The organism is Kitasatospora sp. NPDC041988 (assembly GCF_055588525.1).
The window spans coordinates 10,272-35,263 of sequence record NZ_JBVJCO010000011.1 but is presented as its reverse complement, the minus strand read 5'-3'; the positions used below and the strand labels follow the sequence as shown (position 1 = coordinate 35,263).

23 protein-coding genes and 1 pseudogene are annotated in these 24,992 nt (G+C 73.4%); 9 read left to right on the top strand and 15 right to left on the bottom strand.

The window, feature by feature from the left end:
• Positions 1 to 114: 114 nt before the first annotated feature.
• The 4 genes from ACZ6NC_RS13700 to zapE all read right to left on the bottom strand — a co-directional run bounded on the left by ACZ6NC_RS13700 (position 115) and on the right by zapE (position 5,388).
• Positions 115 to 1,095, bottom strand: coding sequence for a TerC family protein (locus tag ACZ6NC_RS13700; protein WP_465732187.1), 981 nt, complete (start codon positions 1,093 to 1,095; stop codon positions 115 to 117).
• Positions 1,096 to 1,346: 251 nt separating this feature from the next.
• Positions 1,347 to 1,928 (bottom strand): TerD family protein, encoded by a 582-nt coding sequence (locus ACZ6NC_RS13695; RefSeq protein WP_465732185.1) that lies wholly within the window; start codon positions 1,926 to 1,928, stop codon positions 1,347 to 1,349.
• A 253-nt stretch (positions 1,929 to 2,181) separates the two neighbouring features.
• The gene (uvrB, locus tag ACZ6NC_RS13690; RefSeq protein WP_465732183.1) at positions 2,182 to 4,275 is read right to left on the bottom strand and encodes an excinuclease ABC subunit UvrB; all 2,094 of its coding nucleotides are present in this window, start codon (positions 4,273 to 4,275) and stop codon (positions 2,182 to 2,184) included.
• A 36-nt stretch (positions 4,276 to 4,311) separates the two neighbouring features.
• Positions 4,312 to 5,388, bottom strand: coding sequence for a cell division protein ZapE (zapE, locus tag ACZ6NC_RS13685; RefSeq protein ID WP_465732181.1), 1,077 nt, complete (start codon positions 5,386 to 5,388; stop codon positions 4,312 to 4,314).
• Between the two features lie 75 nt (positions 5,389 to 5,463).
• On the opposite strand from zapE, the gene ACZ6NC_RS13680 reads away from it, so the two are divergent.
• From ACZ6NC_RS13680 to msrB, 4 genes are all read left to right on the top strand, one after another.
• Complete coding sequence (locus ACZ6NC_RS13680) at positions 5,464 to 6,249, top strand: pyrimidine reductase family protein (RefSeq protein WP_465732179.1); 786 nt, start codon at positions 5,464 to 5,466, stop codon at positions 6,247 to 6,249.
• A gap of 143 nt (positions 6,250 to 6,392) precedes the next feature.
• Positions 6,393 to 6,854, top strand: a complete 462-nt coding sequence (locus ACZ6NC_RS13675) for an indole-3-glycerol phosphate synthase (RefSeq protein WP_465732177.1) — start codon at positions 6,393 to 6,395, stop codon at positions 6,852 to 6,854.
• Positions 6,855 to 6,997: 143 nt separating this feature from the next.
• On the top strand, positions 6,998 to 8,407 hold the full coding sequence (gene murC, locus ACZ6NC_RS13670; protein WP_465732175.1) for a UDP-N-acetylmuramate--L-alanine ligase: 1,410 nt from the start codon (positions 6,998 to 7,000) through the stop codon (positions 8,405 to 8,407).
• 27 nt (positions 8,408 to 8,434) lie between these two features.
• A complete protein-coding gene (msrB, locus tag ACZ6NC_RS13665) occupies positions 8,435 to 8,845 on the top strand; it encodes a peptide-methionine (R)-S-oxide reductase MsrB (protein ID WP_465732173.1) in 411 nt (136 codons plus the stop codon).
• Positions 8,846 to 8,893: 48 nt separating this feature from the next.
• Here msrB and ACZ6NC_RS13660 read toward each other — a convergent pair whose 3' ends face one another.
• The 8 genes from ACZ6NC_RS13660 to ACZ6NC_RS13625 all read right to left on the bottom strand — a co-directional run bounded on the left by ACZ6NC_RS13660 (position 8,894) and on the right by ACZ6NC_RS13625 (position 16,651).
• Entirely contained in the window at positions 8,894 to 10,102 is a 1,209-nt protein-coding gene (locus ACZ6NC_RS13660; RefSeq protein WP_465732491.1) for a cytochrome P450, read from the bottom strand.
• A gap of 68 nt (positions 10,103 to 10,170) precedes the next feature.
• Entirely contained in the window at positions 10,171 to 10,731 is a 561-nt protein-coding gene (locus ACZ6NC_RS13655) for a GTP-binding protein (RefSeq protein ID WP_465732489.1), read from the bottom strand.
• 154 nt (positions 10,732 to 10,885) lie between these two features.
• Positions 10,886 to 11,248, bottom strand: coding sequence for a DUF742 domain-containing protein (locus tag ACZ6NC_RS13650; RefSeq protein WP_396320539.1), 363 nt, complete (start codon positions 11,246 to 11,248; stop codon positions 10,886 to 10,888).
• Positions 11,245 to 11,676: a roadblock/LC7 domain-containing protein gene (locus tag ACZ6NC_RS13645; RefSeq protein WP_465732171.1), complete on the bottom strand. Its 432-nt coding sequence runs from the start codon at positions 11,674 to 11,676 to the stop codon at positions 11,245 to 11,247. The genes ACZ6NC_RS13650 and ACZ6NC_RS13645 overlap by 4 nt, the downstream gene beginning before the upstream one ends.
• Positions 11,673 to 13,529 (bottom strand): ATP-binding protein, encoded by a 1,857-nt coding sequence (locus ACZ6NC_RS13640; RefSeq protein WP_465732169.1) that lies wholly within the window; start codon positions 13,527 to 13,529, stop codon positions 11,673 to 11,675. Before ACZ6NC_RS13640 ends, ACZ6NC_RS13645 begins: the two co-directional genes overlap by 4 nt.
• A gap of 64 nt (positions 13,530 to 13,593) precedes the next feature.
• Positions 13,594 to 14,607, bottom strand: coding sequence for an MBL fold metallo-hydrolase (locus ACZ6NC_RS13635; RefSeq protein WP_465732168.1), 1,014 nt, complete (start codon positions 14,605 to 14,607; stop codon positions 13,594 to 13,596).
• Positions 14,608 to 14,781: 174 nt separating this feature from the next.
• Positions 14,782 to 15,528 (bottom strand): hypothetical protein, encoded by a 747-nt coding sequence (locus ACZ6NC_RS13630; RefSeq protein WP_465732167.1) that lies wholly within the window; start codon positions 15,526 to 15,528, stop codon positions 14,782 to 14,784.
• 199 nt (positions 15,529 to 15,727) lie between these two features.
• Positions 15,728 to 16,651, bottom strand: coding sequence for a GNAT family N-acetyltransferase (locus ACZ6NC_RS13625; protein ID WP_465732166.1), 924 nt, complete (start codon positions 16,649 to 16,651; stop codon positions 15,728 to 15,730).
• Positions 16,652 to 17,007: 356 nt separating this feature from the next.
• Between ACZ6NC_RS13625 and ACZ6NC_RS13620 the strand changes: the two are divergent.
• The 3 genes and pseudogenes from ACZ6NC_RS13620 (at position 17,008) to ACZ6NC_RS13610 (ending at position 20,235) form a co-directional block, all read left to right on the top strand.
• A pseudogene (locus ACZ6NC_RS13620) lies at positions 17,008 to 18,256 on the top strand (multinuclear nonheme iron-dependent oxidase).
• A 36-nt stretch (positions 18,257 to 18,292) separates the two neighbouring features.
• Complete coding sequence (locus ACZ6NC_RS13615) at positions 18,293 to 19,369, top strand: TIGR04222 domain-containing membrane protein (RefSeq protein ID WP_465732165.1); 1,077 nt, start codon at positions 18,293 to 18,295, stop codon at positions 19,367 to 19,369.
• 86 nt (positions 19,370 to 19,455) lie between these two features.
• Positions 19,456 to 20,235: a TIGR04222 domain-containing membrane protein gene (locus ACZ6NC_RS13610; protein WP_465732163.1), complete on the top strand. Its 780-nt coding sequence runs from the start codon at positions 19,456 to 19,458 to the stop codon at positions 20,233 to 20,235.
• A gap of 73 nt (positions 20,236 to 20,308) precedes the next feature.
• Here ACZ6NC_RS13610 and hemQ read toward each other — a convergent pair whose 3' ends face one another.
• Genes hemQ through ACZ6NC_RS13595 form a run of 3 tightly spaced genes read right to left on the bottom strand, consistent with a single transcriptional unit; the run spans position 20,309 to position 23,098 of the window.
• Positions 20,309 to 21,034, bottom strand: coding sequence for a hydrogen peroxide-dependent heme synthase (gene hemQ, locus ACZ6NC_RS13605; protein WP_465732161.1), 726 nt, complete (start codon positions 21,032 to 21,034; stop codon positions 20,309 to 20,311).
• Positions 21,031 to 22,467: a protoporphyrinogen oxidase gene (gene hemG / locus ACZ6NC_RS13600; protein WP_465732159.1), complete on the bottom strand. Its 1,437-nt coding sequence runs from the start codon at positions 22,465 to 22,467 to the stop codon at positions 21,031 to 21,033. Before hemG ends, hemQ begins: the two co-directional genes overlap by 4 nt.
• Before the next feature lie 34 nt (positions 22,468 to 22,501).
• Positions 22,502 to 23,098 (bottom strand): Uma2 family endonuclease, encoded by a 597-nt coding sequence (locus tag ACZ6NC_RS13595; RefSeq protein WP_465732157.1) that lies wholly within the window; start codon positions 23,096 to 23,098, stop codon positions 22,502 to 22,504.
• A 116-nt stretch (positions 23,099 to 23,214) separates the two neighbouring features.
• Here ACZ6NC_RS13595 and ACZ6NC_RS13590 point away from each other — a divergent pair, with 116 nt between their 5' ends.
• Together ACZ6NC_RS13590 and ACZ6NC_RS13585 are read left to right on the top strand one after the other, a co-directional pair.
• Entirely contained in the window at positions 23,215 to 23,664 is a 450-nt protein-coding gene (locus ACZ6NC_RS13590) for a 2-thiouracil desulfurase family protein (RefSeq protein WP_465732155.1), read from the top strand.
• 134 nt (positions 23,665 to 23,798) lie between these two features.
• Entirely contained in the window at positions 23,799 to 24,920 is a 1,122-nt protein-coding gene (locus ACZ6NC_RS13585) for a DUF4349 domain-containing protein (RefSeq protein WP_465732153.1), read from the top strand.
• Positions 24,921 to 24,992 lie beyond the last annotated feature (72 nt).

The window sequence follows — 24,992 nt, the reverse complement described above, 5'->3', positions numbered from 1 at the left end:
CCCCCCCCCCCCCCCCCCCCCCCCCCCCCCCCCCCCCCCCCCCCCCCCCCCCACAACCCCCCCCCCCCCCCCCCCCCCCCCCCCCCCCCCCCCCGCCGTCGTGCAGGGGAGGCGTCAGGCGTCGATCTTCTCCGACTCCACCGCTTCCCGCTCCTGCTTCTTCGAGGCCATCAGGCTGGTCACGGTGGTGATGGCGAGCACCACCACGATGAAGCCAAGCGAGAACGGGATGCCGATCTCGGGGACGTGCACACCCTGCTCGTGCAGCGCGTGCAGCACCAGCTTCACGCCGATGAAGCCGAGGATCACCGACAGGCCGTACGAGAGGTGGACCAGCTTCTTCAGCAGGCCGCCGATCAGGAAGTACAGCTGGCGCAGGCCCATCAGGGCGAAGGCGTTGGCGGTGAAGACGATGTACGGGTCCTGGGTGAGGCCGAAGATCGCGGGGATCGAGTCCAGCGCGAACAGCACGTCCGTGGTGCCGATGGCCAGCATCACGATCAGCATCGGCGTCATCAGCCGACGGCCGTTCTCCCTCACAAAAAGCTTGGTGCCGTGGTACTTGTCGGTGGACGGGAAGCGCCGCTCGATCGACTTGAGCAGGCGGTTCTCCTCGAACTCCTCGTCCTCCTCCTCGGCCCGGGCCTCCTTGATCAGCTTCCAGGCGGTCCAGACCAGGAAGCCGCCGAAGATGAAGAACACCCAGGAGAACTGCGCCACCAGTGCCGCGCCGCCGGCGATGAAGACCGCGCGCAGCACCAGCGCGATGATCACACCGAACATCAGCACGCGCTGCTGGTAGATCTTCGGCACCGCGAACTTGCCCATGATCAGAATGAACACGAACAGGTTGTCGACACTGAGCGACTTCTCGGTGATGTACCCGGCGAAGAACTCGCCGGCCGGCTTCGAACCGGAGTGCCACCAGAGGAACCCGCCGAAGATCGCGGCCAGCACGATCCAGACCGCGGTCCAGATTCCGGCTTCCTTGACCGACACCTCGTGCGGCTTGCGCCCACCGATGAAGAAGTCGGCCACGATCAGCGCCAACAGCACACCGATCGTGCCGACCCACATGCTTACGGAAACGTCCACTACTGCTCCTCCGGCAGGTAGGCGAGACAGTCATCGTCACTGCCGGAGGTCTCTTCCGCCCGTCGGACCCGCTACGGCGCGCCCGCGGACCAGTGCCCCGGGGCGCCGCTTCGAGGGCGCCCGTGATGACGGGACGACTGCGGGGGAATACTCCCCTCCGCTGCCATCGAGAGTAACAGGAAATCCAAAGAAAGGTAAAGAAGGTAAAGAACCGCCCCGCACGCCCCCTCCCGGGGTGCTTTCCGGCCCGTCTACAGGAACGGCTCGATCGCCGGGAGCAGATCCTGGAAGGTCCGGCCCCGGGCGGGCGCGCCGATCGCCTGCATGCCCCAGCCGCCGGACGCCTCACGGAACACCTTGGCCATGATCTGCCCGGTGTGCGGGCCGCCGCCGGCCAGCTCGTACCGGGCCAGCTCCAGCCCGGTGGACTCGTCCACCAGCCGGCAGTACGCGTTCTGCACCTCGGCGAAGGTCTGCCCGGTGTACGAACTGACCGTGAACACCACCTGGGTGATGTGCGCCGGCACGTGCACCAGGTCGACCAGGATCGACTCGTCGTCCTCGCCCGCGCCGCTGCCGCCGACCAGGTTGTCGCCGGTGTGCCGGACGGACCCGTCGTTGCTCTCCAGGTGCTGGAAGAAGACCACGTCGGACGGGGTCTGCTCGGCGTACAGCAGCGCCGAGGCGTCCAGGTCGATCTGTCGGGTGCGGCTGCCGAAGAGGCCGCGCCTGGGCGCCGCCTTCCAGCCCAGTCCCATCCGGACGACGGTCAGCGACTCGCCCGAACCCTTCTGCAGGCTGACCTGCTGCCCCTTGGCAAGGTTCACCGACACGGCGTTGTCCTCTCTGCCCAGCCGCGCGGTCGGTCCCCGCGCCGGCTCCACGGTGGAACACCCCGTTGCCGTCCCCCGGCTGAGGCCCCCTGATGCGACCGCCCCGTCCCGGGGGCGGCACCGCAGGCCAGCCTAGAGCCTGCGGCGGGACGCACCGGCCAGCGTCTACCCGTTTGTGGCAAGCCTGAGACACCGCCGGGCTTGACCGGTGCCGGAACCGGCCAAGCCCGGCGCGGGCTCGCCCCCGGTGGCATCAGGCGATGCCCGCCTCCCGCATCTGCCGCAGCTCCTTCTTCAGCTCCTTGACCTCGTCGCGCAGCCGGGCCGCGACCTCGAACTGGAGGTCCGCCGCGGCCGCGTGCATCCGGTCCGTCATCGACTGGATCAGCTCGGCGAGCTCGGCGGCCGGCAGGGACTTGGCCGGCTTGCGGTCCGCACCCAGCGCCGGCACCGGGGCCTTGCCCTTGGACGCCGCGCCCCGGTACCCGGAGGAGAGCAGCTCGTCGGTGTCCACGTCCTCGCGGGCGAGGGTGTCCAGGATGTCGCCGATCTTCTTGCGCAGCGGCTGCGGGTCGATCCCGTGCTTCTTGTTGTAGGCCTGCTGGACGGCCCGGCGGCGGTTGGTCTCCTCGATCGCCTTCTCCATCGAGGGGGTGATCCGGTCCGCGTACATGTGGACCTGGCCGGAGACGTTACGGGCGGCACGGCCGATCGTCTGGATCAGCGACGTCCCGGAGCGCAGGAAGCCCTCCTTGTCCGCGTCCAGGATCGCCACCAGGGAGACCTCCGGCAGGTCGAGGCCCTCGCGGAGCAGGTTGATGCCGACCAGCACGTCGTACCGGCCGGCCCGCAGCTCGCGCAGCAGCTCGACCCGGCGCAGCGTGTCGACGTCGCTGTGCAGGTACCGGACCCGGATGTCCAGGCCGAGCATGTAGTCGGTGAGGTCCTCGGCCATCTTCTTGGTGAGGGTGGTGACCAGGACGCGTTCGTCCTTCTCCACCCGCTGGCGGACCTCGTGCACCAGGTCGTCGATCTGGCCCTCGGTCGGCTTGACGATCACTTCGGGGTCGATCAGGCCGGTCGGGCGGATGATCTGCTGGACCTGGCCGTCACCGCGCGACAGCTCGTACGGGCCGGGGGTGGCCGAGAGGTAGACGGTCTGTTCGATCCGCTCCAGGAACTCCTCCCACTTCAGCGGGCGGTTGTCCATCGCGGAGGGCAGCCGGAAGCCGTGCTCGACCAGGGTGCGCTTGCGCGAGGCGTCGCCCTCGTACATCGCGCCGATCTGCGGGACGGTGACGTGCGACTCGTCGATGACCAGGAGGAAGTCCTCCGGGAAGTAGTCGAGCAGGGTGTTCGGCGGAGAGCCGGGCTCGCGGCCGTCGAAGTGCATCGAGTAGTTCTCCACGCCGGAGCAGGTGCCGATCTGGCGGAGCATCTCGATGTCGTAGGTGGTGCGCATGCGCAGCCGCTGGGCCTCCAGCAGCTTGCCCTGCTTCTCCATCCTGGCGAGCGTCTGCTCCAGCTCCTGCTCGATGCCGTTGACCGCGCGCTCCATCCGCTCCGGGCCGGCCACGTAGTGCGAGGCGGGGAAGACGTGGACGGAGTCGTCCTGGCTGATGATCTCGCCGGTGAGCGGGTGCAGGGTGTAGAGCGCCTCGATCTCGTCGCCGAACATCTCGATCCGGACGGCCAGCTCCTCGTAGACCGGGAAGATCTCGATGGTGTCGCCGCGGACCCGGAAGGTGCCGCGGGTGAAGGCGACGTCGTTGCGGGTGTACTGGATGTCGACGAAACGGCGGAGCAGGACGTCGCGGTCGATCTCCTCGCCGACCTTGAGCTGCACCATCCGGTCGACGTACTCCTGCGGGGTGCCGAGGCCGTAGATGCAGGAGACGGAGGCGACCACGACCACGTCCCGGCGGGTGAGCAGCGAGTTGGTCGCCGAGTGGCGCAGCCGCTCGACCTCCTCGTTGATCGAGGAGTCCTTCTCGATGTAGGTGTCCGTCTGCGGGACGTACGCCTCGGGCTGGTAGTAGTCGTAGTACGAGACGAAGTACTCGACCGCGTTGTTCGGCAGCAGCTCGCGGAACTCGTTGGCCAGCTGGGCGGCCAGCGTCTTGTTCGGCGCCATCACCAGGGTGGGGCGCTGGAGCTTCTCGATCATCCACGCCGTGGTGGCCGACTTGCCGGTACCGGTGGCGCCGAGCAGGACGACGTCCTTCTCCCCCGCGCGGATCCGGCGCTCCAGCTCGGCGATGGCCGCGGGCTGGTCGCCATTGGGCTGGAAGGGACTGACGACCTCGAAGGGCGTCTCTGACCGCTCAATACTCGTGATGGGTCGCACGTGTCCACCGTACGACCCATCACTGACAACGGATGCCTACTTGGCGCTGTCCCGGGCGAGGGCGACCAGGCGGGAGACGGCCCGCAGGTACTTCTTGCGGTAGCCGCCGCGCAGCATCTCCTCCGGGAAGACCTGGTCGAAGGGGATGCCGGAGGCGGTGATCGGCAGCTCGCGGTCGTACATCCGGTCGGCGAGGACGACCAGGCGCAGCGCGGTGGACTGGTCGTCGACCTGCCGCACCCCGCGCAGGCAGACCGCCCGCACGTCGTCCAGCAGTGCGCCGTAGCGGCTGGGGTGGACGGCGGAGAGGTGGGCCAGCAGCGCGTCGAAGTCGTCCAGCGAGGCGCCCGGAGTGCGGTCGGCGACGGCGTCCACCTCGGCGTCGGCGTACGGCGGCGGGGCGTCCGGGAGGCCGCGGTGGCGGTAGTCCTGGCCGTCGATCCGCATCGGGCGGAAGTGTGCGGAGAGGCCCTGGATCTCGCGCAGGAAGTCTGCGGCGGCGAACCGGCCCTCGCCGAGCTTCTCGGGCAGGGTGTTGGAGGTGGCGCAGAGCTTGACGCCGTTCTCGACCAGGCGGCCGAGCAGGGTGGAGACCAGGACGGTGTCGCCCGGGTCGTCCAGCTCGAACTCGTCGATGCAGAGCAGCCTGTGCCCGGAGAGGGTCTGCACGGCCTGCTGGAAGCCGAGCGCGCCGACCAGGTTGGTCAGCTCGACGAAGGTGCCGAAGGCCTTGGGGCCGGGCGCGGCGTGCCAGAGCGAGGCGAGCAGGTGGGTCTTGCCGACGCCGTAGCCGCCGTCCAGGTAGACGCCGGCCGGGCCGGTGGGCACGGGGGCGCTGCGGCGGAACCAGCTGCGCCTGGGGGCGGAGCCGTTGCCGCTGTTGAGCGTGCCGGCGAACTGCTCCAGCACCTGCACGGCCTCGTACTGGCTGGGCTGGGTCGGGTCCGGGATGTACGTCCCGAAGCTCACGTCGGAGAAGCGCGGCGGGGGGACCATCTCGGCGACCAGGCGCTCGGCGGGGACGACGGGGCGCCGGTCGGTGAGCGCGACGGGGGCGGTGGCTATCGACTCGGTCGCGGTCGCGGCGTCGGGGTGTGGGGCTGCTGCGGGCACGTTAGTAGAGGGTACGCCTGGTCGTGCACGCCTCAGGGCGGGGCCGCCGGTGGAGGCCGGTGGAAGACTGGCGGTATGCAACAGTTGATCAGCCCGCTGGCCCAGCCGTTCGCCGATCCGGCCTCGCTGGAGTCGCTCGCCGCCGTCTACGCGTACCCCGACCAGGTGAATCACGGCCGGCCGTGGCTGCGCGCCAACATGGTGGCCGGCCTGGACGGCGGGGCCGGGCTGGACGGGCTCTCGGAGGGGCTCTCCGGCGACGCCGACAAGCGGATCTTCGGTGTGCTGCGGGCACTGTCGGACGTGGTGCTGGTGGGCGCCGAGACGGTCCGCGCCGAGGGCTACCGCCCCGGCCGGGCGCGGGCCGAGTTCGCCGAGGCACGCCGGGCGGCCGGGCAGGCCCCGGCCCCGGCGATCGCAGTGGTCAGCCGCTCCCTGGGGCTGGACCTCGCGGCGCCGCTGTTCACCGAGCCGCTGGTGCGGACGGTGGTGATCACCACCGAGGACGCCCCGGCGGAGAGCCGGCGCGCGGTGGCCGAGGTGGCCGACGTGGTGGTGGCCGGCAAGGGCTCGGTGGACCTGCGGGCGGCGGTCGCGGCGCTGGCCGGACGGGGCTGGACGAGGTTGCTGAGCGAGGGCGGCCCGCGGCTGCTGGGACAGCTGGCGGCCCAGGGCCTGCTCGACGAGTTGTGCCTGTCGCTGGCGCCGTTGATCACGGCCGGCGACGCGCCGCGCATCATCCACGATGCGGAAATGCCTGACGTGCAGCGGATGCGACTGGTCTCATTGATCGAGCAGAAAGGATTCCTCTTCACCCGCTACCTGCGTCTTCACCCGCACTCGGCCTCGCCGACCCCGTGATCCCCGGAGCGTGATCCCGACCCCGTTCGGGAGCTTTCGTCGGCGTGGCCCGTGTGACGGGTGAGCAGCGTGCGGAAAGCTTCCGCCGGGCAGTATGGGATGCGATGCCGGGGCCCGGGGGCCGGCCACTGGAAGGGACTCACGTGTTCAAGACGGTACTGATGATCGAAAAGGCGCTCTCCGACGCCGATGTGGAGCTGGTCACCACGCTCCACAGCGACGAGAAGGTGTCCTTCGTCGTCCTGATGCAGCCGCGTGGCAAGCAGGACGAGCTGCTGCGGGCGCTGGACGACGTCGCACTCGGCCACCTCGACAAGGTGGTGCACGAGCACGACGAGTCCGACAGCGGGCCGACGGTGGCCAGCGAGTCGCTGGAGCACAGCCTGCGCCACCTGCGCCGGGCCGGGGCCGAGGCGGTCGGCGAGCTGGTCGAGGAGAAGCCGCTGGAGCGGCTGCGCTCGGTGGTCGAGGAGCACCGGGCCGACGAGGTGGTGGTGCTCACCTCACCGCACTTCGTGGAGGAGTTCTTCCACCGCGACTGGGCCTCCCAGGCCCGGCACAAGGTGGGTGTCCCGGTGCTGCGCCTGTTCGCCAGCGACTCCTGAGCCTCCCCCCCTTGCCCGCCCTCGGGCACGAGGAGGCGACCGCCGGTGGTGCAGAATCGTCCTTGCGGCCCGTCCGCGAGGACGATTCGCGCGTCCGACCCCGCTGTCCCCTTGTCCTGCCCCCGCCCGTACGGAGCCCCGCCTTGAACGACGCCGCGCACGACCTGCACGCCCCGCACTTCATCGGCATCGGCGGCGCCGGGATGTCCGGCCTGGCGAAGATCCTCGCGGTCCGCGGCGCCGGCGTCTCCGGCAGCGACTCCAAGGAGTCCGAGACCGTCCTGGCGCTGCGCGCGCTCGGCGCCGTCGTGCACATCGGCCACGCCGCCGAGAACCTGCCGGAGGGCGTCAGCAGCGTCGTCGTCTCCAGCGCGATCCGCGCCGACAACCCGGAGCTGGCCGCCGCCCGCGAGCGCGGCATCCCGGTCGTCCACCGCTCCGACGCGCTGGCCGCGCTGATGGGCGGCCGCCGGGCGCTGGCCGTGGCCGGCACCCACGGCAAGACCACCACCACCAGCATGCTCGCCGTCGGCCTCGGCGAGCTGGGCCTCGACCCCTCGTACGCGATCGGCGGCGACCTCGACGCGCCCGGCTCCAACGCCCACCACGGCACCGGCGAGATCTTCGTCGCCGAGGCCGACGAGAGCGACCGCAGCTTCCACAAGTACGCGCCCGAGGTGGCGATCGTGCTCAACGTGGAGTTGGACCACCACGCCAACTACGCGTCGATCGACGAGATCTACGAGTCCTTCGAGACCTTCGTCGGCCGGATCACCCCCGGCGGCACCCTGGTCGTCTCCGCCGACCACTCCGGTGCGCGCGAGCTGACCTCCCGGGTGGCCGGCCGCGAGGGCCTGAACGTGGTCACCGTCGGCGCCGCCGAGGACGCCGACGTCCGCGTCCTGTCGGTGGTCGCCCGCGGTATGACCAGCGAGGTCACCGTCCTGCTGGACGGCGCCGAGCTGGCCTTCACCGTCTCGGTGCCCGGCCGGCACTACGCCCACAACGCGGTCGCCGCGCTGGCCGCCGGCGTCGCCCTCGGCGTCCCGGCCGCCGACCTCGCCAAGGCGCTCGGCGCCTACACCGGCGTGCGGCGCCGGCTCCAGCTCAAGGGCGAGGCGGGCGGCGTCCAGGTGATCGACTCCTACGCCCACCACCCGACCGAGATGACCGCCGACCTGGAGGCGATCCGCGAGGGCCTGGAGGGCGCGGGCCGGGTGCTGGTGGTCTTCCAGCCGCACCTGTTCAGCCGCACCCAGCAGCTCGCCGAGGAGATGGGCCAGGCGCTCGCCCTCGCCGACGCCTCCGTCGTCCTCGACATCTACCCGGCCCGCGAGGACCCGATCCCCGGCGTCACCAGCGAGCTGATCATCGACGCGGCCAAGCGGGCCGGTGCCGACGTCACCCCCGAGCACGCCTTCGACGCCGCCCCCGCCCTGCTGGCCGGCCTGGCCCGCCCGGGCGACCTGCTGCTGACGATGGGCGCGGGCGACGTCACCAACCTCGGGCCGGAAATCCTCGGGCACCTCGCGAACGTTGCCACCAACGTCTGAGTCCACCGCCTCCGGGAGTGCGCTGTCATGAGCTACGAGATCGAGAAGACCGACGCCGAGTGGCGCGCCCAGCTCACGCCGGAGGAGTACCACGTCCTCCGCGAGGCGGGCACCGAGCGCCCGTTCACCGGTGAGTACACCGACACCAAGACGGTCGGCGTCTACAGCTGCCGGGCCTGCGGCACCGAGCTGTTCAGCTCGGAGACCAAGTTCGACAGCCACTGCGGCTGGCCGTCCTACTACGCGCCGCTCGCCGGGGACCGGGTCCAGTACATCGAGGACACCACGCTCGGCATGCGCCGCGTCGAGGTGCGGTGCGCGACGTGCGGAGGGCACCTCGGGCACGTCTTCGAGGGCGAGGGCTACGGGACGCCGACGGACCAGCGGTACTGCATCAACAGCATCTCGCTGACGCTGAAGCCGGCCGACGAGAGCTGACCTGCGTGGCGCGGGCGCGGGAACCGGTTCGGTTCCCGGGCCCGCGTGCTACCCGGAGACCGGCTGGAAGCGGACCGGGAGGTGGACCAGGGCGCGGTGGAAGGGGCCCGGGCGCCAGAGCAGGTGCTCGGCCGGGGTGCCGAGTTCGAGGTCGCTGAGGCGGCTGGTGAGCTGCTCGATGGCGGTGATCGCGATCAGCAGCGCGGGATCGCGGGCCGGGCAGGCGTGCGGGCCCGCGGACCAGGCCAGGTGGGCGGAGTGGCCGCTGCCCAGCCCGATGCCGTCGGTGGGCGGCGCGGCCTGGGAGTTGGCGGCCGCGTAGGAGACCAGCACCAGCGAGCCGGCCGGGATCTCGCGGCCGTGGAAGGTGACGTCGTAGCGCGGGTAGTGGGCGGAGAGGTTGGCCAGCGGCGGCTCGTGCCAGAGCGCCTCGTCGATCGCCTGGTGCGCGGTCATCGCGCCGCCGAACAGCGAACCGGCGTAGCGGGCGTCGGTGAGCAGCCGTAGCAGCGCGTTGGCGATCAGGTTGGCGGTCGGCTCGTGCCCGGCGATCATCGTGAGGGTGATCTGCCGGACCACCTCGTCGTCGTCCAGCCCGGCCGGGTGGGTGAGGAACCAGGAGGTCAGGTCGTGCCGGGGCCGCGCGCGGCGCTCGGCGACCATCTCGGTGACCACCGAGACGAGGTGCATGTAGGCGGCGACCGACTTCTCGGTGGACTCGATCATGTCCGCGATGCCGGCCACCAGCCGGGCGCTGTGCTCCTCCGGCACGCCGTACCAGGTGTTGAAGACGGCCACCGGCAGCCGGCGCGCGTACTCGGAGATCAGGTCGGCCGAGCCGGTGGCCGCGAAGGCGTCGATCAGCTGGTGCGCGACCTCGGCGATGCGGCGCTGGAGCAGGTGCGGTTCGAGCAGGGCGAGCCCGTCGGTGATCACCTGGCGGTAGCGGGCGTGCTCGGCGCCGTCGGCGAAGAAGGCCGTCGGGCGGTAGCCGAGCATCGGCAGCAGCGGGGAGTCCGGCGGAACGCTCTGCTGCCAGGGCCGGGGGTCCTTGGAGAAGGTGTCGGTGTCGCGCAGCAGGTCCAGCGCGGCCTGGTAGTCGGTGACCAGCAGGGCCTCGACGCCGGGGGCGAGCTCCACCGGGGCGACAGGGCCGTAACGGCGGAGCCGGTCGTAGACGAGCTGCGGGTCGGCGGCGAACGCCGGGCCGTGGATCGGGACGGGGCCGCTGTCGGCGGGCGCGGTTGCGGCGCGCACGGGGTCGGTGCCGGTGGCGTCGACGTCTGTGCCGGTGGTGTCGGTGCTGCTGGTGGTGTCGGTGCTGGTCACGGCTGCTCCGGGGCGGCGTCGGGTGCTGCGGGCAGGCCGTGCAGGACGTGCTCGGCCAGCGCGATCAGCGCGTCCAGGCTGGCGCCGCGGTCGCGGGCGTCGCAGAGCACCAGCGGGGTGTCGGCGTGCAGGTCGAGGTGCGCCCGGAGCACCTCGACCGGGTGTGCGGGCGCGTCGGGGAAGCGGTTGACGGCGACCGCGTACGGCAGGCCCTGTTCCTCGACCATGTCCATGATCTCGAAGGAGTCGGCCAGCCGGCGGGTGTCGGCCAGGACCAGGGCGCCGACCGCGCCACGGGCGATGTCCTGCCAGAGCGGGAAGAAGCGGCGCTGGCCGGGGGTGCCGAACATGTAGAGCACCACCTGGCCGGGCAGGGTGAGGCGGCCGAAGTCCACCGCCACCGTGGTGGTGGCCTTGCCGGGCGGCAGCGCGGTGTTGTCGACGGGGGCCCCGGTCTCGGTCATCGCCTCCTCCGTGTGGAGGGTCGGGATCTCCGAGAGGGTGCGGATGAGCGTCGTCTTGCCGACGCCGAACGGGCCGGCGACGACCAGCTTCATCAGCGTCTGGTCGCGGTCGGGCAGGTAGCCCACGCGGCCCGGCCGGCCGGTCCCGGGCCGGCTGCCTGCCTGGCTGCCGGCGTGATCGGCGGGGCCGCCGGGGCCGCCGGCCGGGCTGCCGGAGCCGCCGACCGGGCCGGCGGGGCTGCCGGCGCTACCGGAGAGTGCGGAGTCCAACGAGGAGCCTCTCGACGATGGAGCGGTCGGTCTGCTGGGCGCGGGGGATCGGGGCGCGGGCGCGGAGACAGCCCGCCTCGACCAGGTCGGCCGCGAGGAATACGGTGGCGCTGACCGGGAGCCGCAGGTGGGCGGCGGCCTCCACCACGGTCAGCGCGCCGGGTTGCAGCAGCTCCCAGAGCCGCCGGTGCTCACCCTCCAGGTCCTGCAACGCCGGTGGCGGTTCGGCGCCGGTGGCGTGCAGCACGGTGAGCCGCTCGAAGCCCTCGGTGCCGGGGCGGGTCCGGCCTCCGGTGGCCAGGTAGGCGGGGACCATCCGCCTGCGGGGTACGGCGGTCATGACCGGGCGCTGGCGTCCTGCCGCCTGGCCGGGCTCGCCAGGGCGTGGCCCAGGGCGGCGACCTGGACCTGCATCTGGTAGGCCACATTGCCGAGTTGGGCCTCCGGGGTGGTGAACACCGCCAACGAGGTGTTCTCGCCGGCCGGGACGACGATGGCGAAGCCGAGGTCGGACTCGACCACGGTCTGCGCCAGCCGGGGCTGCTCGGTGTCGGTGAACGCGGTGGTGAACGCGCGGGCGGCGGCGTGCACGGTGGCCGTCATCGCGGCGACCCGCTCGGCGGAGGCGCGGCCGAGGCCGTCGGAGGCGCCCTCCACGAGGCCGTCACCGGTCGCGATGACCGCGTGCAGGACGCCCGGCAGCTCGAGTAACGGGGTCAGCACCCACGAGATCTCGTCGGTGGCGGTAAGGCTGGGCGTGCTGCTCACTGCTCGGCTCCTTCGGAGTGCTGGGCGGGGCGGTGGCCGGTCGGGCCCTGGCGGGCGGCCTCGGGGCCGGTGTGGTCGGCGGTGCCGGCGGCGGGGGCCGGGCCGTCAGCGCCGACGGCGTCCGGGTACCGGGTGTCCGGGTACCCGGCGTCCGGGCGCCCGGCGTCGGTGGCCGCCGCCTTGGCGACGGCGGCCCGGCCGGAGCCGGTGCCCTGTTGCAGCGCCTGCCAGCGGGCGGCGGCCTCTTCGGGGGTCCGACCGGCCGGGCCGGTGAGCGTGTCGTCCGGCGCACCGGCCGGCGCGCCCTCAACGGCCCCGGCGGCCCCGGTGCCGGCCGGCGGCTGGGCGAGCGGCTGGCGCCTGCGCCGGCTGGGCAGGCCGCTGCCGTCGGACGGCACCTCGTGCACCGGCGGCACGACGTGCATGGCCGGCACGGTGTGCCGAGGCGGCAGATCGTGCCCGTCCGGCACGTCGTGCCGGTTCTGCTCACCGGGCTCGGCGCGCGGCGCCGGCACCACCTGGACGGTCGGCGCGGGGGCTGGCCCCGTCCCGGCGCGCAGCGGCAGCGGGGTGAGCACCGAGAGCGGCTGCTCCTCGTCCACCACGGTCAGCAGCCCGGCCGGGATCCGCACGATGGTCCGCATGCCCCCGTACGGCGAGGGCTCGATGTGGCAGGCGAAGCCGTACTGCCGGGCCAGCTTGCCGGCCACCGCGAAGCCGGTCTTCGGCGGGTTGCCCAGCTCGGTGAGCAGCACCTCGGGCGGGCCGGCCAGCAACCGGCGGGCCCGGCGCAGCTGGTCCTCCTCCATGCCGATGCCGCTGTCGTCGATGATCACCAGCGCTCCGCGGCCGCCCTGCTGGACGGTGACCGGGACGTCGGTCTCCGGGTGCGAGTACGCGGTGGCGTTGGCGAGCAGCTCGGCGATGGTGATGGCGAGCGGCTCGGCGGCCCGGGCGACCACCGCAAGCCGGTTCTCCCGCAGGTGGTTGGCCACCTTGATCCGGGCGTAGCCGGGCACCCGGGAGAGCGCGCCGAGCACCACCTCGGCCAGCGGCGAGTCGGTCCGGGCCAGGCCCGGCCAGGCCTCGCAGAGCACAGCGATGGTCTGGATCCGGCGCAGCGCGACCTCGTTGCGGAAGTCGAGCTCCAGCAGCCGGGGGTCGTCGTTGTCGTGCTGGAGCTGCTGGACCAGGCTCTGGATCTGGTACAGCAGTGTCTGGATCTTGGAGGTGGCCCCGCGCATCGCGGCCCGGGCGGCGGCGTCGACCCGCTCGCGCTCGTCGGTGACGGCGGTGGTGGCGGCGTCCAGGACGGCCTGGAGCACCCGCACGGCCTCGGGGCCGACGGCCTGCGGGTCGAGCGCGCCGTCGGCGGGCGCGTTGGGGTGGATGAGCCGCAGCGCGGCGGCGCTCACCCGCTCGGCGGCGAGGTGGCCGACCTCGGCGAGCAGGGCGCGGGCCCGCTCGTCGGCCTCCGCGGCCCGCCGGACGGCCTCGGCGGTGCGGTTCTCGGCCGCGCGGGCGTGCAGGTCGGCCTCGGCCGCGCGGTGCTCCGCCTCGGCGGTGCGCTGGTCCGCCTCGCGGACCCGGCCCTCCGCGGCCAGCGCCCTGGTCTCGGTGCGCTGCACCTCCTCGGTGGCCCGGCGGGTGACCGCCTGCGCCTCGCGCAGCTGCTGTTCGCCGCGGGCCAGCCGGCCGTCGGCGGCCCGGGCACGTTCCTCGCCGTGGGCGGCGGCCGTCTCGGCGGCGGTGGCCCGGGCGAGCGCACGGGTCCGTAAGCGGGCCAGGACACCGGCCGCCGCGAGCGCGGCGACCGCGAGCACTGCCAGGGCGAGCAGCGCGATCTGCATCATCGAAGTCCTCGGACGTCCTCAACGAAGGGGCTGGGGGGCGGGTCGGCGCCGGCGGGGCGCCGGGTCAGGCGGGGGCGTCCTGCCGGGGCCGCGGCGGGCGGCCGGCGTCCTCGTCCAGCTCCTTGGCCACGAGGGCGACCTGGCTCATCGCCTCCAGGACGTTCGGCACCTCGCCGCCGTCCAGGTGCCGGTACTCGGCGGCGACGGTGAGCACCAGGCGCTCGGGCAGGCCGAGTTCGGGGTGGCGCTGCTCGGCGATGATCCGCCGGGCGGCGTCCAGCGCGGGTATCCCGGCGGTGTGCAGCGCGTGCGCGCGCTCGCGGACGTAGGCGAGGTAGGCGATGTGGGCCCGGACCCCGGCGCGGTCCAGCACCGGGCCGTGGCCGGGGACGAAGATCTCGGCGCCGGTGGCCAGGGCCTGCTCGCAGGCGCCGACGATGTTCTCCAGCGGGCCGGCCCAGTGCGAGGGGTGGTCGCCGGGCTGCTCGGGCGTCGAGCCGAAGATCACGTCACCGGTGAACACCGCGCGCTGGTGCGGCAGGTGGACGATCAGGTCGCCGCCGGTGTGCGCGGACGGCAGCGCGGTGATCTGCACGGGGTACTCCCCCACCCGGAGCTCCAGCTCACCGCTGAAGACGGTGTGCGGGTGGACGGGCTCGGTCGCCGACCAGTCGAACTGGCCGAAGTGGCGCCGGAGGTAGCCGCCGAGCAGCGATCCCGGGTCGCCGCCCGCGACCAGCGCGTGCTGCTGCTTCGGCGTCGGCTCGTAGTGGATGTGGCCCAGCGCCTCACGGGTGGCGATCACCTCGGCGTCCGGGAGCACGCCCGCGCCCCAGAGGTGGTCCCCGTTGGCGTGGGTGACGACGACCCGGTCGACGGTCACGCCGTCGGCCAGCCGCTGCCGGCTCTCCGCGAGGAACTCCGCCGCGAGGGACGGGTCGTAGGGCGTGTCGATCCAGAGCGCGGTCCTCGGCGAGGCCAGCAGCCCGCAGTTGGCCAGCCCCCAGCCGCGCTTGGGCGGAAGCCACACGTACAGGTCCTCGGCAATCGCGCTCACGTTCGCGCGGCTGATCGTCATATGCGCGATTATGCCGATGATGTGACAGGTGTGGAGCAAAACCCTTGTGATTCAAGCCATTTCCTGCCCCAGACCGTCCCGACCTGTCCCGCTTCGCACCGGCACGCTGCGGGCCGCTTCGTCTCAATGCGGGACGGGGTCGGCCGGCGGAGCAGGACGCCGCACGGCCCGCCCTCACACCGCCGGCAGGATCCGGCAGACCTCCACCGTCACGTCGACCGTGTCGAGGCCGATGACCCGCCCCTCCACCGCGGCGAATCCTTTCTCCCCGCTGCGGAACAGCGCCGCCAACGGCGACTTCCGGCCCGCGGCCGCCAGTGCCTCCACCGCCATCGCCGAGCCGAAGGCGAAGACCCCGCACACCACGATGCAGGGGGCGTGCCGGGAGGTACGGGTCACGAAGACGAAGCCGTGGTCCCGGATCAGCTCGTCCGCGGCGTTGTACTGCGCCTCGAAGGTCATCCCGCCCCACCGGGCCCGGGCCGCCTCCGGGTACTCGATGCAGAAGTCCGGGAATGCGGCGCCGAGCACGGTCGCCGAGTACGGGTTGACGCTCGGGCCGCCGATCGAGAACGTCGGCATCCTCGGGTCCTGCGAGCCGGCCGCGACCAGTTCTATCGTCGCCTTCCGGTTGACCTTCCGCAGCAGGTCGATGAGTTGGGCGATCGCCCGCGCCTCGGCCATCGGCATGAAGAGGACGTTCTTCGGGCCCCGGCTGGTCAGCCGGCGGCCGTCCTTGGCGAAGGCGAACTCCGCCACCTCGATGCTGGGAGTGATGATCTGCACCCGGCTGTACGACGCCAGCAGCGCACGGAGGAAGCCGTAGCGCAGGAAGAGCCGGGCGCGGGCGAGGGAACGGGCCGCGAGAAAGCCGATCACGGCCGGAACGAACCCGACCAGGACCTGAAGCAGGATCTCCATACCATCCCCCGCACGGAAGACTCGGGCACGAACTGTCTGCCGTGAGGTGATGCCCCGTAGAACACCAGGAACTCCCGGCACTGCAGTCCACCCGGCGCCCGAGGCGGAAAGTGCGCCTTCTTCACTCCTTCGGGTGCGGCCACTCCTTCGAGTGCGGCCGCGCCGTGCCCTCGCGCCGGCCCAACCTCCCGAGCGGCTCTCAGCCGTCCAGCCGCTTGATGAACTTCCGCTCGCTCGCGCAGCGCTCGTACCCGAGCCACTCGTTGATCGCGAGCATCGGCGCGTTGGTCGCGTCGTTGCTGGTGTACGCCCGCCGGTAGCCGGCCGCCTGCGCCCGGCGCAGCGACTCCAGCTTGGCGAGCTTGGTCAGGCCCCTCCCCCGGAAGTCCCGCCGGCAGGCCGAGAACGCCGACCAGTAGCGGTCCACGCCGTCCGTCTGCACCGCACTGAACGCGACCGGCTCGCCGTCGAGGACGGCGACCATGGTCAGCTCGCGGTCCAAGTCCGGCCGGGCCCAGGCGCCGTTGAGGAACTCCTCGTAGTCCGCGGCGTCCATCTCGACCTCGCCCGGCTCGTCGCGGATCGCGTCCGCCTCGACGACGAAGATCGGGTACGGGTTGTCCACCCACTCGCTCGCCGGGCGCAGCTCGACACCGGCCGGCAGCGCGGGGGCGACCGGGAGCGGCAGCGCGAGGTCACGCCCGGCGAAGTGGGCCGTACGCCCGGCGGTGAAGCCCCGGTTCGCGGCGAACCGCAACGCGTCCGGCTCCTCGTCCACCCAGCTGTGCACCTCGACGACGCCGTGCTCGGCCAGGTACGCCTCGGCCGCGGCCAGCAGCGCGGTGAACGCGCCCCGCCGCCGGTACGCGGGCAGGATGCTGCCGTTGGCGTAGCCGACACCCTTGGTGGTCGTACCGGTGACCAGGCCGCAGCGCAGCGCGCCGGCCACCTGGCCGTCGACCTCGGCGACCAGCGTCCGGTGGTGCTGGTCGGGCGGGAAGTTTGCGTCCATCCACCGGAACACCTCGGGGGTGAGCACCAGGTGCTCACGGCCCGCGCTGTGGGCGGCGGCCACGGCCTCGGCGTCGGCCGGGCGGAAGTCACGGATCGTCAGTGGCGTCATAGGTGCGTCACGGTAGCGCCCCGCAGGCGCGGTTCGCCTCCGAATTTCCGCCCCACCTGCGGCTCTGTGCTCCGGAGGGGACCGAAGTCCCTCACCGCCGGGCCGGCAAGCTCAAATAATGCTCTGAGAAGACCGGGTGAGGCTTGGCAGCCGCCGCACCCGGGGACATCCTCAGCAGCACAGCCCGGTCCGGCCCTGCCGACGACGTCCGCGCCGACCGAAGGCTCCCCACCCAGCCCTCCGAAGGGGGCGCACCGATGACCTCCCCTGCACTGAAAGCGCCCACGAAGGGCCCCGCGCCCGCCCGGGGCGCCCGCGCCGCCCAGGGCAGCGACAACCCGGCCACCACGCTCGGCGTGGGCCTCGGCTGGCGCAGCGAGATCGACGTCGTGGTCGAACGCCAGCCCGGCCTGGACTGGGTCGAGGTGGTCGCGGAGAACATCTGCGCCGGCCACCTGCCCGAGTCGCTGCGGATCCTGCGGGCGCGCGGCGTCACCGTGATCCCGCACGGCGTCTCGCTCGGCCTGGGCGGTGCCGACCGGCCCGACCCGACCCGGCTCGGCAGGCTCGCCGAGGCCGCCGGTGCGCTCGGCTCGCCACTGGTCACCGAGCACCTGGCGTTCGTCCGGGCCGGCGGCCTGGAGGCCGGACACCTGCTGCCCGTACCGCGCTCGCGCGACGCCCTCTCGGTGATCGCCGAGAACGTCCGGATCGCGCAGGACCAGCTGCCGGTGCCGCTGGCGCTGGAGAACATCGCCGCCCAGCTGGCCTGGCCGGACGACGAGCTGACCGAGGGGCAGTTCCTCGCCGAACTGGTCGAACGCACCGGCGTCCGGCTGCTGATCGACGTCGCCAACCTGCACACCAACCGGGTCAACCTCGGCGTGGACCCGGCCGCCGAGCTGGACCGCCTGCCGCTGGAGGCCCTCGCCTACGTCCACGTGGCGGGCGGGCAGCTGGTGGACGGCGTCTGGCACGACACCCACGCCCACCCCGTCACCGAGCCGGTGCTGGAGGTGCTGGCCGAGCTGTGCGCGCGGGTCGCACCGCCCGGCGTCCTGCTGGAGCGGGACGCCGACTTCCCGCCACCCGCCGAACTGGCCGCCGAACTGGACGCCATCCGGCGCGTACTGGACGGGGCCCGGCGCCATGGCTGACCGGCCCGAACCCGCGGAGCCCGACGCCGCCCGCGCCCGGCTGGCCCGGCGCCAGGAGGAGCTGCTGGCCGCCCTGGTGGCCGGCGGGCCGGTACCGCCCGGCTTCGACCCGGCGCAGGTCCGCGCCCAGTCCGCCGGCCTGGCCGCCAAGCGCCGCGACACCGCCGCCAAGGTGGCGCCGGAGCTGCGCCGGGTGCTCGGCCGGCAGTACGGACCGCTCTTCCTCGCCTACGCGGGCACCCACCCGCAGACCGGCGGCTACCGCGCCGACGCCCGCGCCTTCGCCGCCTGGGCGCTCGACGACGACCCGCCCCGGAGCGGCCGCAGGCTCGGCCCCGAGGAGCGCCGGTCGCTGGAGCAGTGGCTCCACGGCCCCGCCCCGGAGCAGCCGCCCGGCCCGCTCACCCGCCTGCGCCGGGCCCTGCTGCCCGCCCGCCGGCCCCACTGACCCTCTCCACTCATTCACCACCGGGGGAAACCGCCCATGTGGCACAACACGTACTTCCTCGTACCCGCCGTCCTGCTGGTCGCCGCCGCGCTCTACGCGTCGCAGACCAAGCAGCTGGTCAAGAAGGTCCCGTACGCCAAGGGCCTGCCCGGCCGCGGGCTGCCGCTGCTGGACACCGCGTTCCTCTCCGGCGGTCCCGGCCGGGTCTTCGACACCGCGTTCGTCCGGATGCACCAGGCGGGCCGGGCCGTCGTCAACCGGGCCGGCCTGGTCACGCTGACCACCGAGCAGCCGTACGACGCCGTCGACCTGGCGATCATCGAGGCCGCCGGTCCCGACAGGCAGCGGGGGCTCCTCGGGCTGCGCCGCGACGTGATGCGCTCGCCCGCCGTCCAGGAGCTGGGCGACAAGCTCGCCGACCGCGGGCTGATGCGCAACCCCGTCCGGCTGCGCCGGGCCAAGGCCGCGCGCCGGCTGCTCTGGCTCGCCCTGCTCGCTGTGGTGGTGAGCACTGTCCTCGCCTACGTCCTCGACAACGGCGACGCGGACGCGGACCGTCCGGCGATCTGGGTCCCGGTGGTCCTGCTGGCCTTCGGGCTGGTCTCGCTGATCGCGACCTGGCCGCTCAAGGGCCGGATCACCCCGGCCGGACGCCGCCAGCTCTCCCTGATGACCACCGGCAGCCCGTGGAAGCCCAGCACCGGCCTGGCACCCCGGTCGACCGGGAGCGCGCTGCTCGGCGCGATCGCGCTCGGCGGGCTGGCCGGGGCCGGGCTGGAGGACGCGGAGCTGCAGGAGGCGATGCTCGCCGCCGCCGCGGCCGACATGGCCGCCGCCAGGGCGGCGGTCGGCGCGTCCTCGTCGTCCTCGTCGTCCTCGTCGTCCTCCTCGTCCTCCTCCGGCTCCTCCTGCGGCTCCGCGGCCATCTGGTGCGGCGGCTCCTCCGACTCCGGCGCCGGCTCCTCCGGTTCGAGCTGCGGCAGCAGCAGCTGCGGCTCCTCCTCCGGCAGCTGCGGCTCGTCCTCGTCGTCCAGCTGCGGCTCCAGCTCCAGCAGCTGCGGCTCCTCGTCCTCCTCCTCCAGCTGCGGCGGCGGCAGCTCCTGCGGGTCCTGAGGCCCGCCGGCCTCGCGCGTCACAGTTCGGTATCGCGGTCCGGGAATCCGTTCCGCCCAGCGCGGAGGCGGGTCTACAACAAGCCCATGTGGTTGCTCTTCCTGATCCCGGCCTGCGCCGCCGCGGTGCTCTCCTGCATCCGGCTGGTCCGGATGACCGCCGCCGCCGACGCGCTCGCCGGCCAGGAGGGATCCCGGCCGCCCGAGGCGGTCGGGATCGGCCTGTACGAGACGGCGTACCTGGCGGGCGGCCCGGACCGGGTGGTCGAACTGGCCCTCGTCCTGATGGCCTCCCGCGGCCGGCTGCACCTCGCCCACACCGGCTGGACCACCGTGGTCGACCCCAAGGGGCGCAGCCGGCTGGAGCGGGCCGTCATCGCCGCCGCCGGCCCGGACGGCCAGTGCCGAACGGACGACCTGCGCCGGGCGATGGGCGCTCACCCCACCGTGCTGGAGATCGGCAGCCGGCTCGCCCTGGCCGGCCTGGCCACCCCCGCGCCGGTCCAGCAGCAGACCGTCCTGGTGATCCGGCAGGTCCGGCGGGCACTGCTGCTCTCACTGGTCCTGATGGCCGCCGCCGTCGCCGGCGGCGGCATATCGGACGGTGACGCGCTCGCGCCGCTCGCCTGGTTCTCGCTCCCGCTGGTGCTCACCTCGGGCACGCTGCTGATGGCCCGGGTTGACGTCTACCCCTACACCCGCTGGGCCTCCCCGGTCGGCCAGGAGGTGCTCCGCGAGGTCCGCCCGCCCCGCCAGCACGGCCTCACCGACGACGACGAACGCGAACTCCTCACCGCCGTCGCCATGATCGGCCCCGCCGCCCTCCCCGACGCCCGCCTCCGCGCGGCCCTGCGCCACCGGCACTGACCGTGCCACCGGAACGCACAAGGGCCGGCTCCCCGTCGGGGGAGCCGGCCCTGCGGCCACATCGGGCCGTTGCTCAGACCAGGCCGTTGAGGAGCTCGCTCACCGGCTTGCGGCGGCCGGTGAAGAACGGCACCTCCTCGCGGACGTGCAGCCGGGCGCGGGACGGGCGCAGGTCGCGCATCAGGTCGACGATCCGGTGCAGCTCGTCCGCCTCGAAGGCGAGCAGCCACTCGTAGTCGCCGAGCGCGAACGAGGCCACCGTGTTGGCCCGCACGTCCGGGTAGCCGCGCGCCATCTGGCCGTGCTCGGCGAGCATCGCGCGCCGCTCGGCGTCCGGCAGCAGGTACCACTCGTAGGAGCGGACGAACGGGTACACGCAGACGTAGTCACGCGGGCGCTCGTCGGCGAGGAACGCCGGGATGTGCGACTTGTTGAACTCGGCCGGGCGGTGCAGCGCCATGTTCGACCAGACCGGCTCCAGCTCGCGGCCCAGGCCGGTGCGGCGGAAGCGGTTGTACGCCTCCTGGAGGTCGTCCGAGTCCGCCGCGTGCCACCAGACCAGGATGTCGGCGTCCGCGCGCAGACCGGACACGTCGTAGGTGCCGCGCACCGTGACGTCCTTCGCGTCGAGCTGGGCGAACAGCTCGTCCACCTCGGCGGCCAGGGCGGTGCGGTCCTCGGGCAGCGCGCCCTTGAGCTTGAACACCGACCACATGGTGTAGCGGATGACCTGGTTCAGGTCGCGCGCCTTCTTCTTCTCGGGCTGCTGCTCCGGCTGCTGCTCAACGGTCTCAGTCATGCGCCCATTGTCCTCTCCGTGACGTTCTCCCCGGTCGGCGGGGTCAACACTTTGTCGAGCGCGGCGACGGCCGCCCGTGCGCTCGCGATGCACGCCGGAATGCCCACTCCGTCGTACGCGGCCCCGCAGAGCGCCAGCCCGCCCACCCGGCCGGCCGCCGCCCGGATCCGGGCCACCCGGTCGAGGTGGCCCACCGGGTACTGCGGCAGGCCGGCCCGCCAACGGGTGACGGCCGTGTCGTACGGCCGGGCGGTCAGGCCGATCGCCTCGCGCAGGTCGGCCAGCGACTGCGCCACCAGCTCCTCGTCCGCCAGCTCCAGCGGCTGCTCCTCGCCCAGCCGCCCCAGCGAGGTCCGCAGCACGAACGTGTCCGGGGCCGAACGCTCCAGCCAGCCCCACTTGTTGGACGAGAAGGTGGACGCCTTGATCCGGCGGCCGTCCACCGGCGGCACCAGGAAGCCACTGCCGGCCGGCGGCTCCGGCAGATCCGCCCGCCGGAACGCCAGGGTCACCAGCGCCATCCCCGCATACTCGACGGTGTCCAGCTCGGCCGCCGCCACCGGGGCCTCGGTGCGCAACAGCCGGGCGGCGACGGGCGCGGGTACGGCCAGCACCACGGCGTCCGCCCGCAGAGTCCCGCCGTCGCCGGTCACCACCCGCCAGCCATCGGCGGTGCGGCGCAGCTCCGCCACGGCGGTGCGGGTGCGCAGGTCGACACCGGCCTTCGCGCAGGCCTCGGCAACCGCCCCGGGCAGGGTGCCGATACCGCCGCGCAGGCCCTGGAAGACGGGCGTGGAGACGGTCTGCGGCCGGGTGGCCAGCTCGTGCACTCCCTCGACCAGCGAGCCGCCGCCACGGGCGATCGACAGCAGCTGCGGCACCGCGGCGCGCAGCGAGATCCGGTCCGCGTGCCCGGCGTAGACGCCGCCCAGCAGCGGCTCCACCAGTCGGTCCACCACCTCGCGGCCCAGCCGGTCGGCGACGTACCGGCCGATCGCGACATCGTCCCCGACGCCCTCGCCGGTCCCCTCGTGCCGGGCCCGCTCCAACCCCTCGGCGGTGAGCACCCCGGACTTCGCGAGCGCCTCCAGGTCACCCGGGACGCCCATCACCTGCCCGCCCGGCAGCGGCCGCAGCGCGCCACGCGTCCAGATCGCGGCCTTGGCGGTGGTCGGCGGCTCCAGCTCCGCGCCCAACCCGACCGCCCGCGCCAGCTCGACCGCCTCCGGCCGCCGGGCCAGCATCGACTCGGCCCCGAGGTCCACCCGGACCCCGCCGACCTCCCCGCCCAGCAGTTTCCCGCCGAGCCGCTCCGAAGCCTCCAGCAGCGTCACCCGCGCCCTCGCGTGCTCCCCCGCCGCCCCACCGAGAAACGCGGCCGCGGCCAGCCCCGCGATACCCCCGCCGATCACCACGACCTGTGCTTGCGCCATGCCCCGCAGTCTCGCAGGTCCTTACACCTTTACCTCACTCCGCCCGCTTCCGTGCCTTCGGCGCGGGCACGAGCGCGTCGAGATCGATGTCGACCGGAAACGGCACCGGACGCTGCAACCGGCCGCGGAAGATCCCGGCGGCAACGTACGCCGTGGTGGGAACGTCCAGTTCATAGACGTGCACCACCGGCAGGCCGTCCTCCTCCTCGATCACCCAGTAGTGCGGGATGCCGGCCTCGGCGTACTTGCGCAGCTTGACGGTGCGGTCGCGGTGCGCGGACTCCGGCGAGACGACCTCGACGACGAGCGAGACCTCATCGGGAGTGAACTGAGTGCGCCCAGGATCGAATTCGGCGGTGGTGACGATCACGTCCGGCTCAGGTCGGTTTCGTTTGTCGAGCTTGATCGTCATCTCCCGACCGGCCCTGCTGCCCGGCGGGACCTGACCACGCAGCGCGACCACCAGGTCGGTGACGAGCTCCCCGTGCCACCAACGCTGGGGGGACATCATGAAGACCAGTGCTCCATCGATCAGCTCGGTGTGCCGCGGTGCCTGCGGCAGATGGTCGAGGTCCTCGGCGAACCAGCCCTCCTCGCGAGGCGGGTACATCCACTCGGGCATCACGCTCATGTCCTCACGGTAGCCCGTGCGGTTCGGCCCAGGGCCCCTTCGAGGGGCCTTCACCCGTCTCCGTGACGGAAGGAACCCGGCCGCAGGCGGTGAGTGCTCGCCTTAGGCTCCCCGGCATGGAACGAATTCTGGTGAGCGCCTGTCTGGCCGGGGTGCCGTGTCGGTACGACGGGCGGGCGAAGACGTCGGAGGCGGCGGTCGGGCTGGTGGCGGACGGGCGGGCGGTGGTGGTCTGTCCGGAGGTGGCGGGTGGGCTGGCGACGCCGCGGGCGGCGGCGGAGATCGTCGGCGGGGACGGGGCGGACGTGCTGGACGGGCGGGCGCGGGTGGTGGACGCGACGGGGACGGACTGCACGGAGGCGTTCCTGGACGGGGCGCGGCAGGCGCTGGCCGCCGCCGAGGCGGCCGGGGCGCGGCGGGCACTGCTGATGGCGCGCAGTCCGTCGTGCGGGTGCGGTCAGGTCTACGACGGCAGCTTCGGCGGGCGGCTGCGTGCCGGGGACGGGGTGACGGCGGCGCTGCTGCGGCGGGCGGGGGTCGAGGTGACGGCGGGACAGGCCGGGTAGCGCCTTGTCCGGGCCGCTGCCGAGCCGTGATCGAGTTGCGATCTCCGGGGCGGGTCCGATCCGGCGGCTCCTCCGTCCAATTGGTCTGGGCATCCCGATCGGGGCGCCGGACAGGGGACTTGGGGAGGCTCGACGTGGTGCGAGGACGGCTCGGGGCAGGGCGTAGAGCGGTGGCGGCGGCCGCGGTGGTCGCCGCCGTGGTGCTGGTCGGGGGGTGCGGCGCCGGGGGCACAGAGCGCGGTGTGGACAGTGCGGCGGCGGCCAAGCAGGGCGCGGCCGCCCCGGCAGCCGGTGCGCCTGCGGTGGGTGCGCCGGCGGTGGGCGCGGCCCCCGCGCAGCCCTCGGCCGCCGAGAGGCCGGGTGCGCCGGCGACCGGCGGAGCGGGGCAGCCGGGCGCCGTCACGGTGGCCGACACCCGGCTGATCGCGTACACGGCGCAGGTGTCACTGCGGAGCAAGGACGTCGCCGGGGTGCTGGCGAAGGCGCGGGAGCTGGCGGCCTCGGCCGGGGGCTACGTCGGCGCGGAGACGGTGAGCGGCGGGGGCGACGAGAACGCCGGGCAGAGCGGCCAGATCACCGTCAAGGTGCCGTCGGCGGCCTTCCCGCAGACGCTGGACCAGCTGGCCGCGCTCGGCGAGGTGCTGTCGCGCAAGAGCCAGGCGGACGACCTGACCCAGCAGGTGGCGGACGTGTCGAGCCGGGTGCAGACCCAGCAGGCGAGCGTGGACCGGGTGCGGGCGTTGATGGCGCAGGCGAAGTCGCTGGGCGAGATCACCAGCCTGGAGAGCGAGTTGAGCCGGCGCGAGGCGGATCTGGAGTCGCTGCAGAAGCAGCTGAAGGAGTTGTCGGCGCGGACGTCGCTCTCCACCGTCACGCTGGACGTGCGGCGCGAGCCGAAGCCCGTGCAGCACGACGCGCCGGACGCGAAGAAGAAGGACGGGGGCTTCTGGGCGTCGGTCGGCTCCGCGCTGGGCGGCGGCTGGGACGTACTGGTCGCGGTCGTGCGGGCGATCGCGATGGCGATCGCGGCGGTGGCGCCGTTCCTGCTGGTCCTGGGGCCGGCGGGGCTGGTGTTCCGGCTGGTCCGCCGGCGCCGGTCGCCCAAGCCCGCGGGACCCGCGGAACCCGCAGTACCGGCAGGCCCGGCAGCACCGGCAGGACCCGCAGGACCGGCGGCACCCGAGGCGCCGCCGGCGCCCGCCCACCTGCCCCACCAGCAGCAGGTCCGGCCGGCAGAGGAGCAGCAGGACTCCTGAACACAGCGGCGGGGGGCCCCCCCCACAAAAGGGGCACCCCCAAAGCACCAGCGGGGGGGGGTGCGGGCGTGC

Bases quoted from the DNA above. Each gene is read 5' to 3' on its own strand.
- ACZ6NC_RS13680 (WP_465732179.1), top strand. From the start codon at position 5,464: ATGCAACAGTTGATCAGCCCGCTGGCCCAGCCGTTCGCCGATCCGGCC.
- msrB (WP_465732173.1), top strand. From the start codon at position 8,435: ATGAGCTACGAGATCGAGAAGACCGACGCCGAGTGGCGCGCCCAGCTC.
- ACZ6NC_RS13655 (WP_465732489.1), bottom strand. From the start codon at position 10,731: ATGAAGCTGGTCGTCGCCGGCCCGTTCGGCGTCGGCAAGACGACGCTC.
- ACZ6NC_RS13650 (WP_396320539.1), bottom strand. From the start codon at position 11,248: ATGACCGCCGTACCCCGCAGGCGGATGGTCCCCGCCTACCTGGCCACC.
- ACZ6NC_RS13640 (WP_465732169.1), bottom strand. From the start codon at position 13,529: ATGATGCAGATCGCGCTGCTCGCCCTGGCAGTGCTCGCGGTCGCCGCG.
- ACZ6NC_RS13635 (WP_465732168.1), bottom strand. From the start codon at position 14,607: ATGACGATCAGCCGCGCGAACGTGAGCGCGATTGCCGAGGACCTGTAC.
- ACZ6NC_RS13630 (WP_465732167.1), bottom strand. From the start codon at position 15,528: ATGGAGATCCTGCTTCAGGTCCTGGTCGGGTTCGTTCCGGCCGTGATC.
- ACZ6NC_RS13625 (WP_465732166.1), bottom strand. From the start codon at position 16,651: ATGACGCCACTGACGATCCGTGACTTCCGCCCGGCCGACGCCGAGGCC.
- ACZ6NC_RS13615 (WP_465732165.1), top strand. From the start codon at position 18,293: ATGTGGCACAACACGTACTTCCTCGTACCCGCCGTCCTGCTGGTCGCC.
- ACZ6NC_RS13610 (WP_465732163.1), top strand. From the start codon at position 19,456: ATGTGGTTGCTCTTCCTGATCCCGGCCTGCGCCGCCGCGGTGCTCTCC.
- hemQ (WP_465732161.1), bottom strand. From the start codon at position 21,034: ATGACTGAGACCGTTGAGCAGCAGCCGGAGCAGCAGCCCGAGAAGAAG.
- hemG (WP_465732159.1), bottom strand. From the start codon at position 22,467: ATGGCGCAAGCACAGGTCGTGGTGATCGGCGGGGGTATCGCGGGGCTG.
- ACZ6NC_RS13595 (WP_465732157.1), bottom strand. From the start codon at position 23,098: ATGAGCGTGATGCCCGAGTGGATGTACCCGCCTCGCGAGGAGGGCTGG.
- ACZ6NC_RS13590 (WP_465732155.1), top strand. From the start codon at position 23,215: ATGGAACGAATTCTGGTGAGCGCCTGTCTGGCCGGGGTGCCGTGTCGG.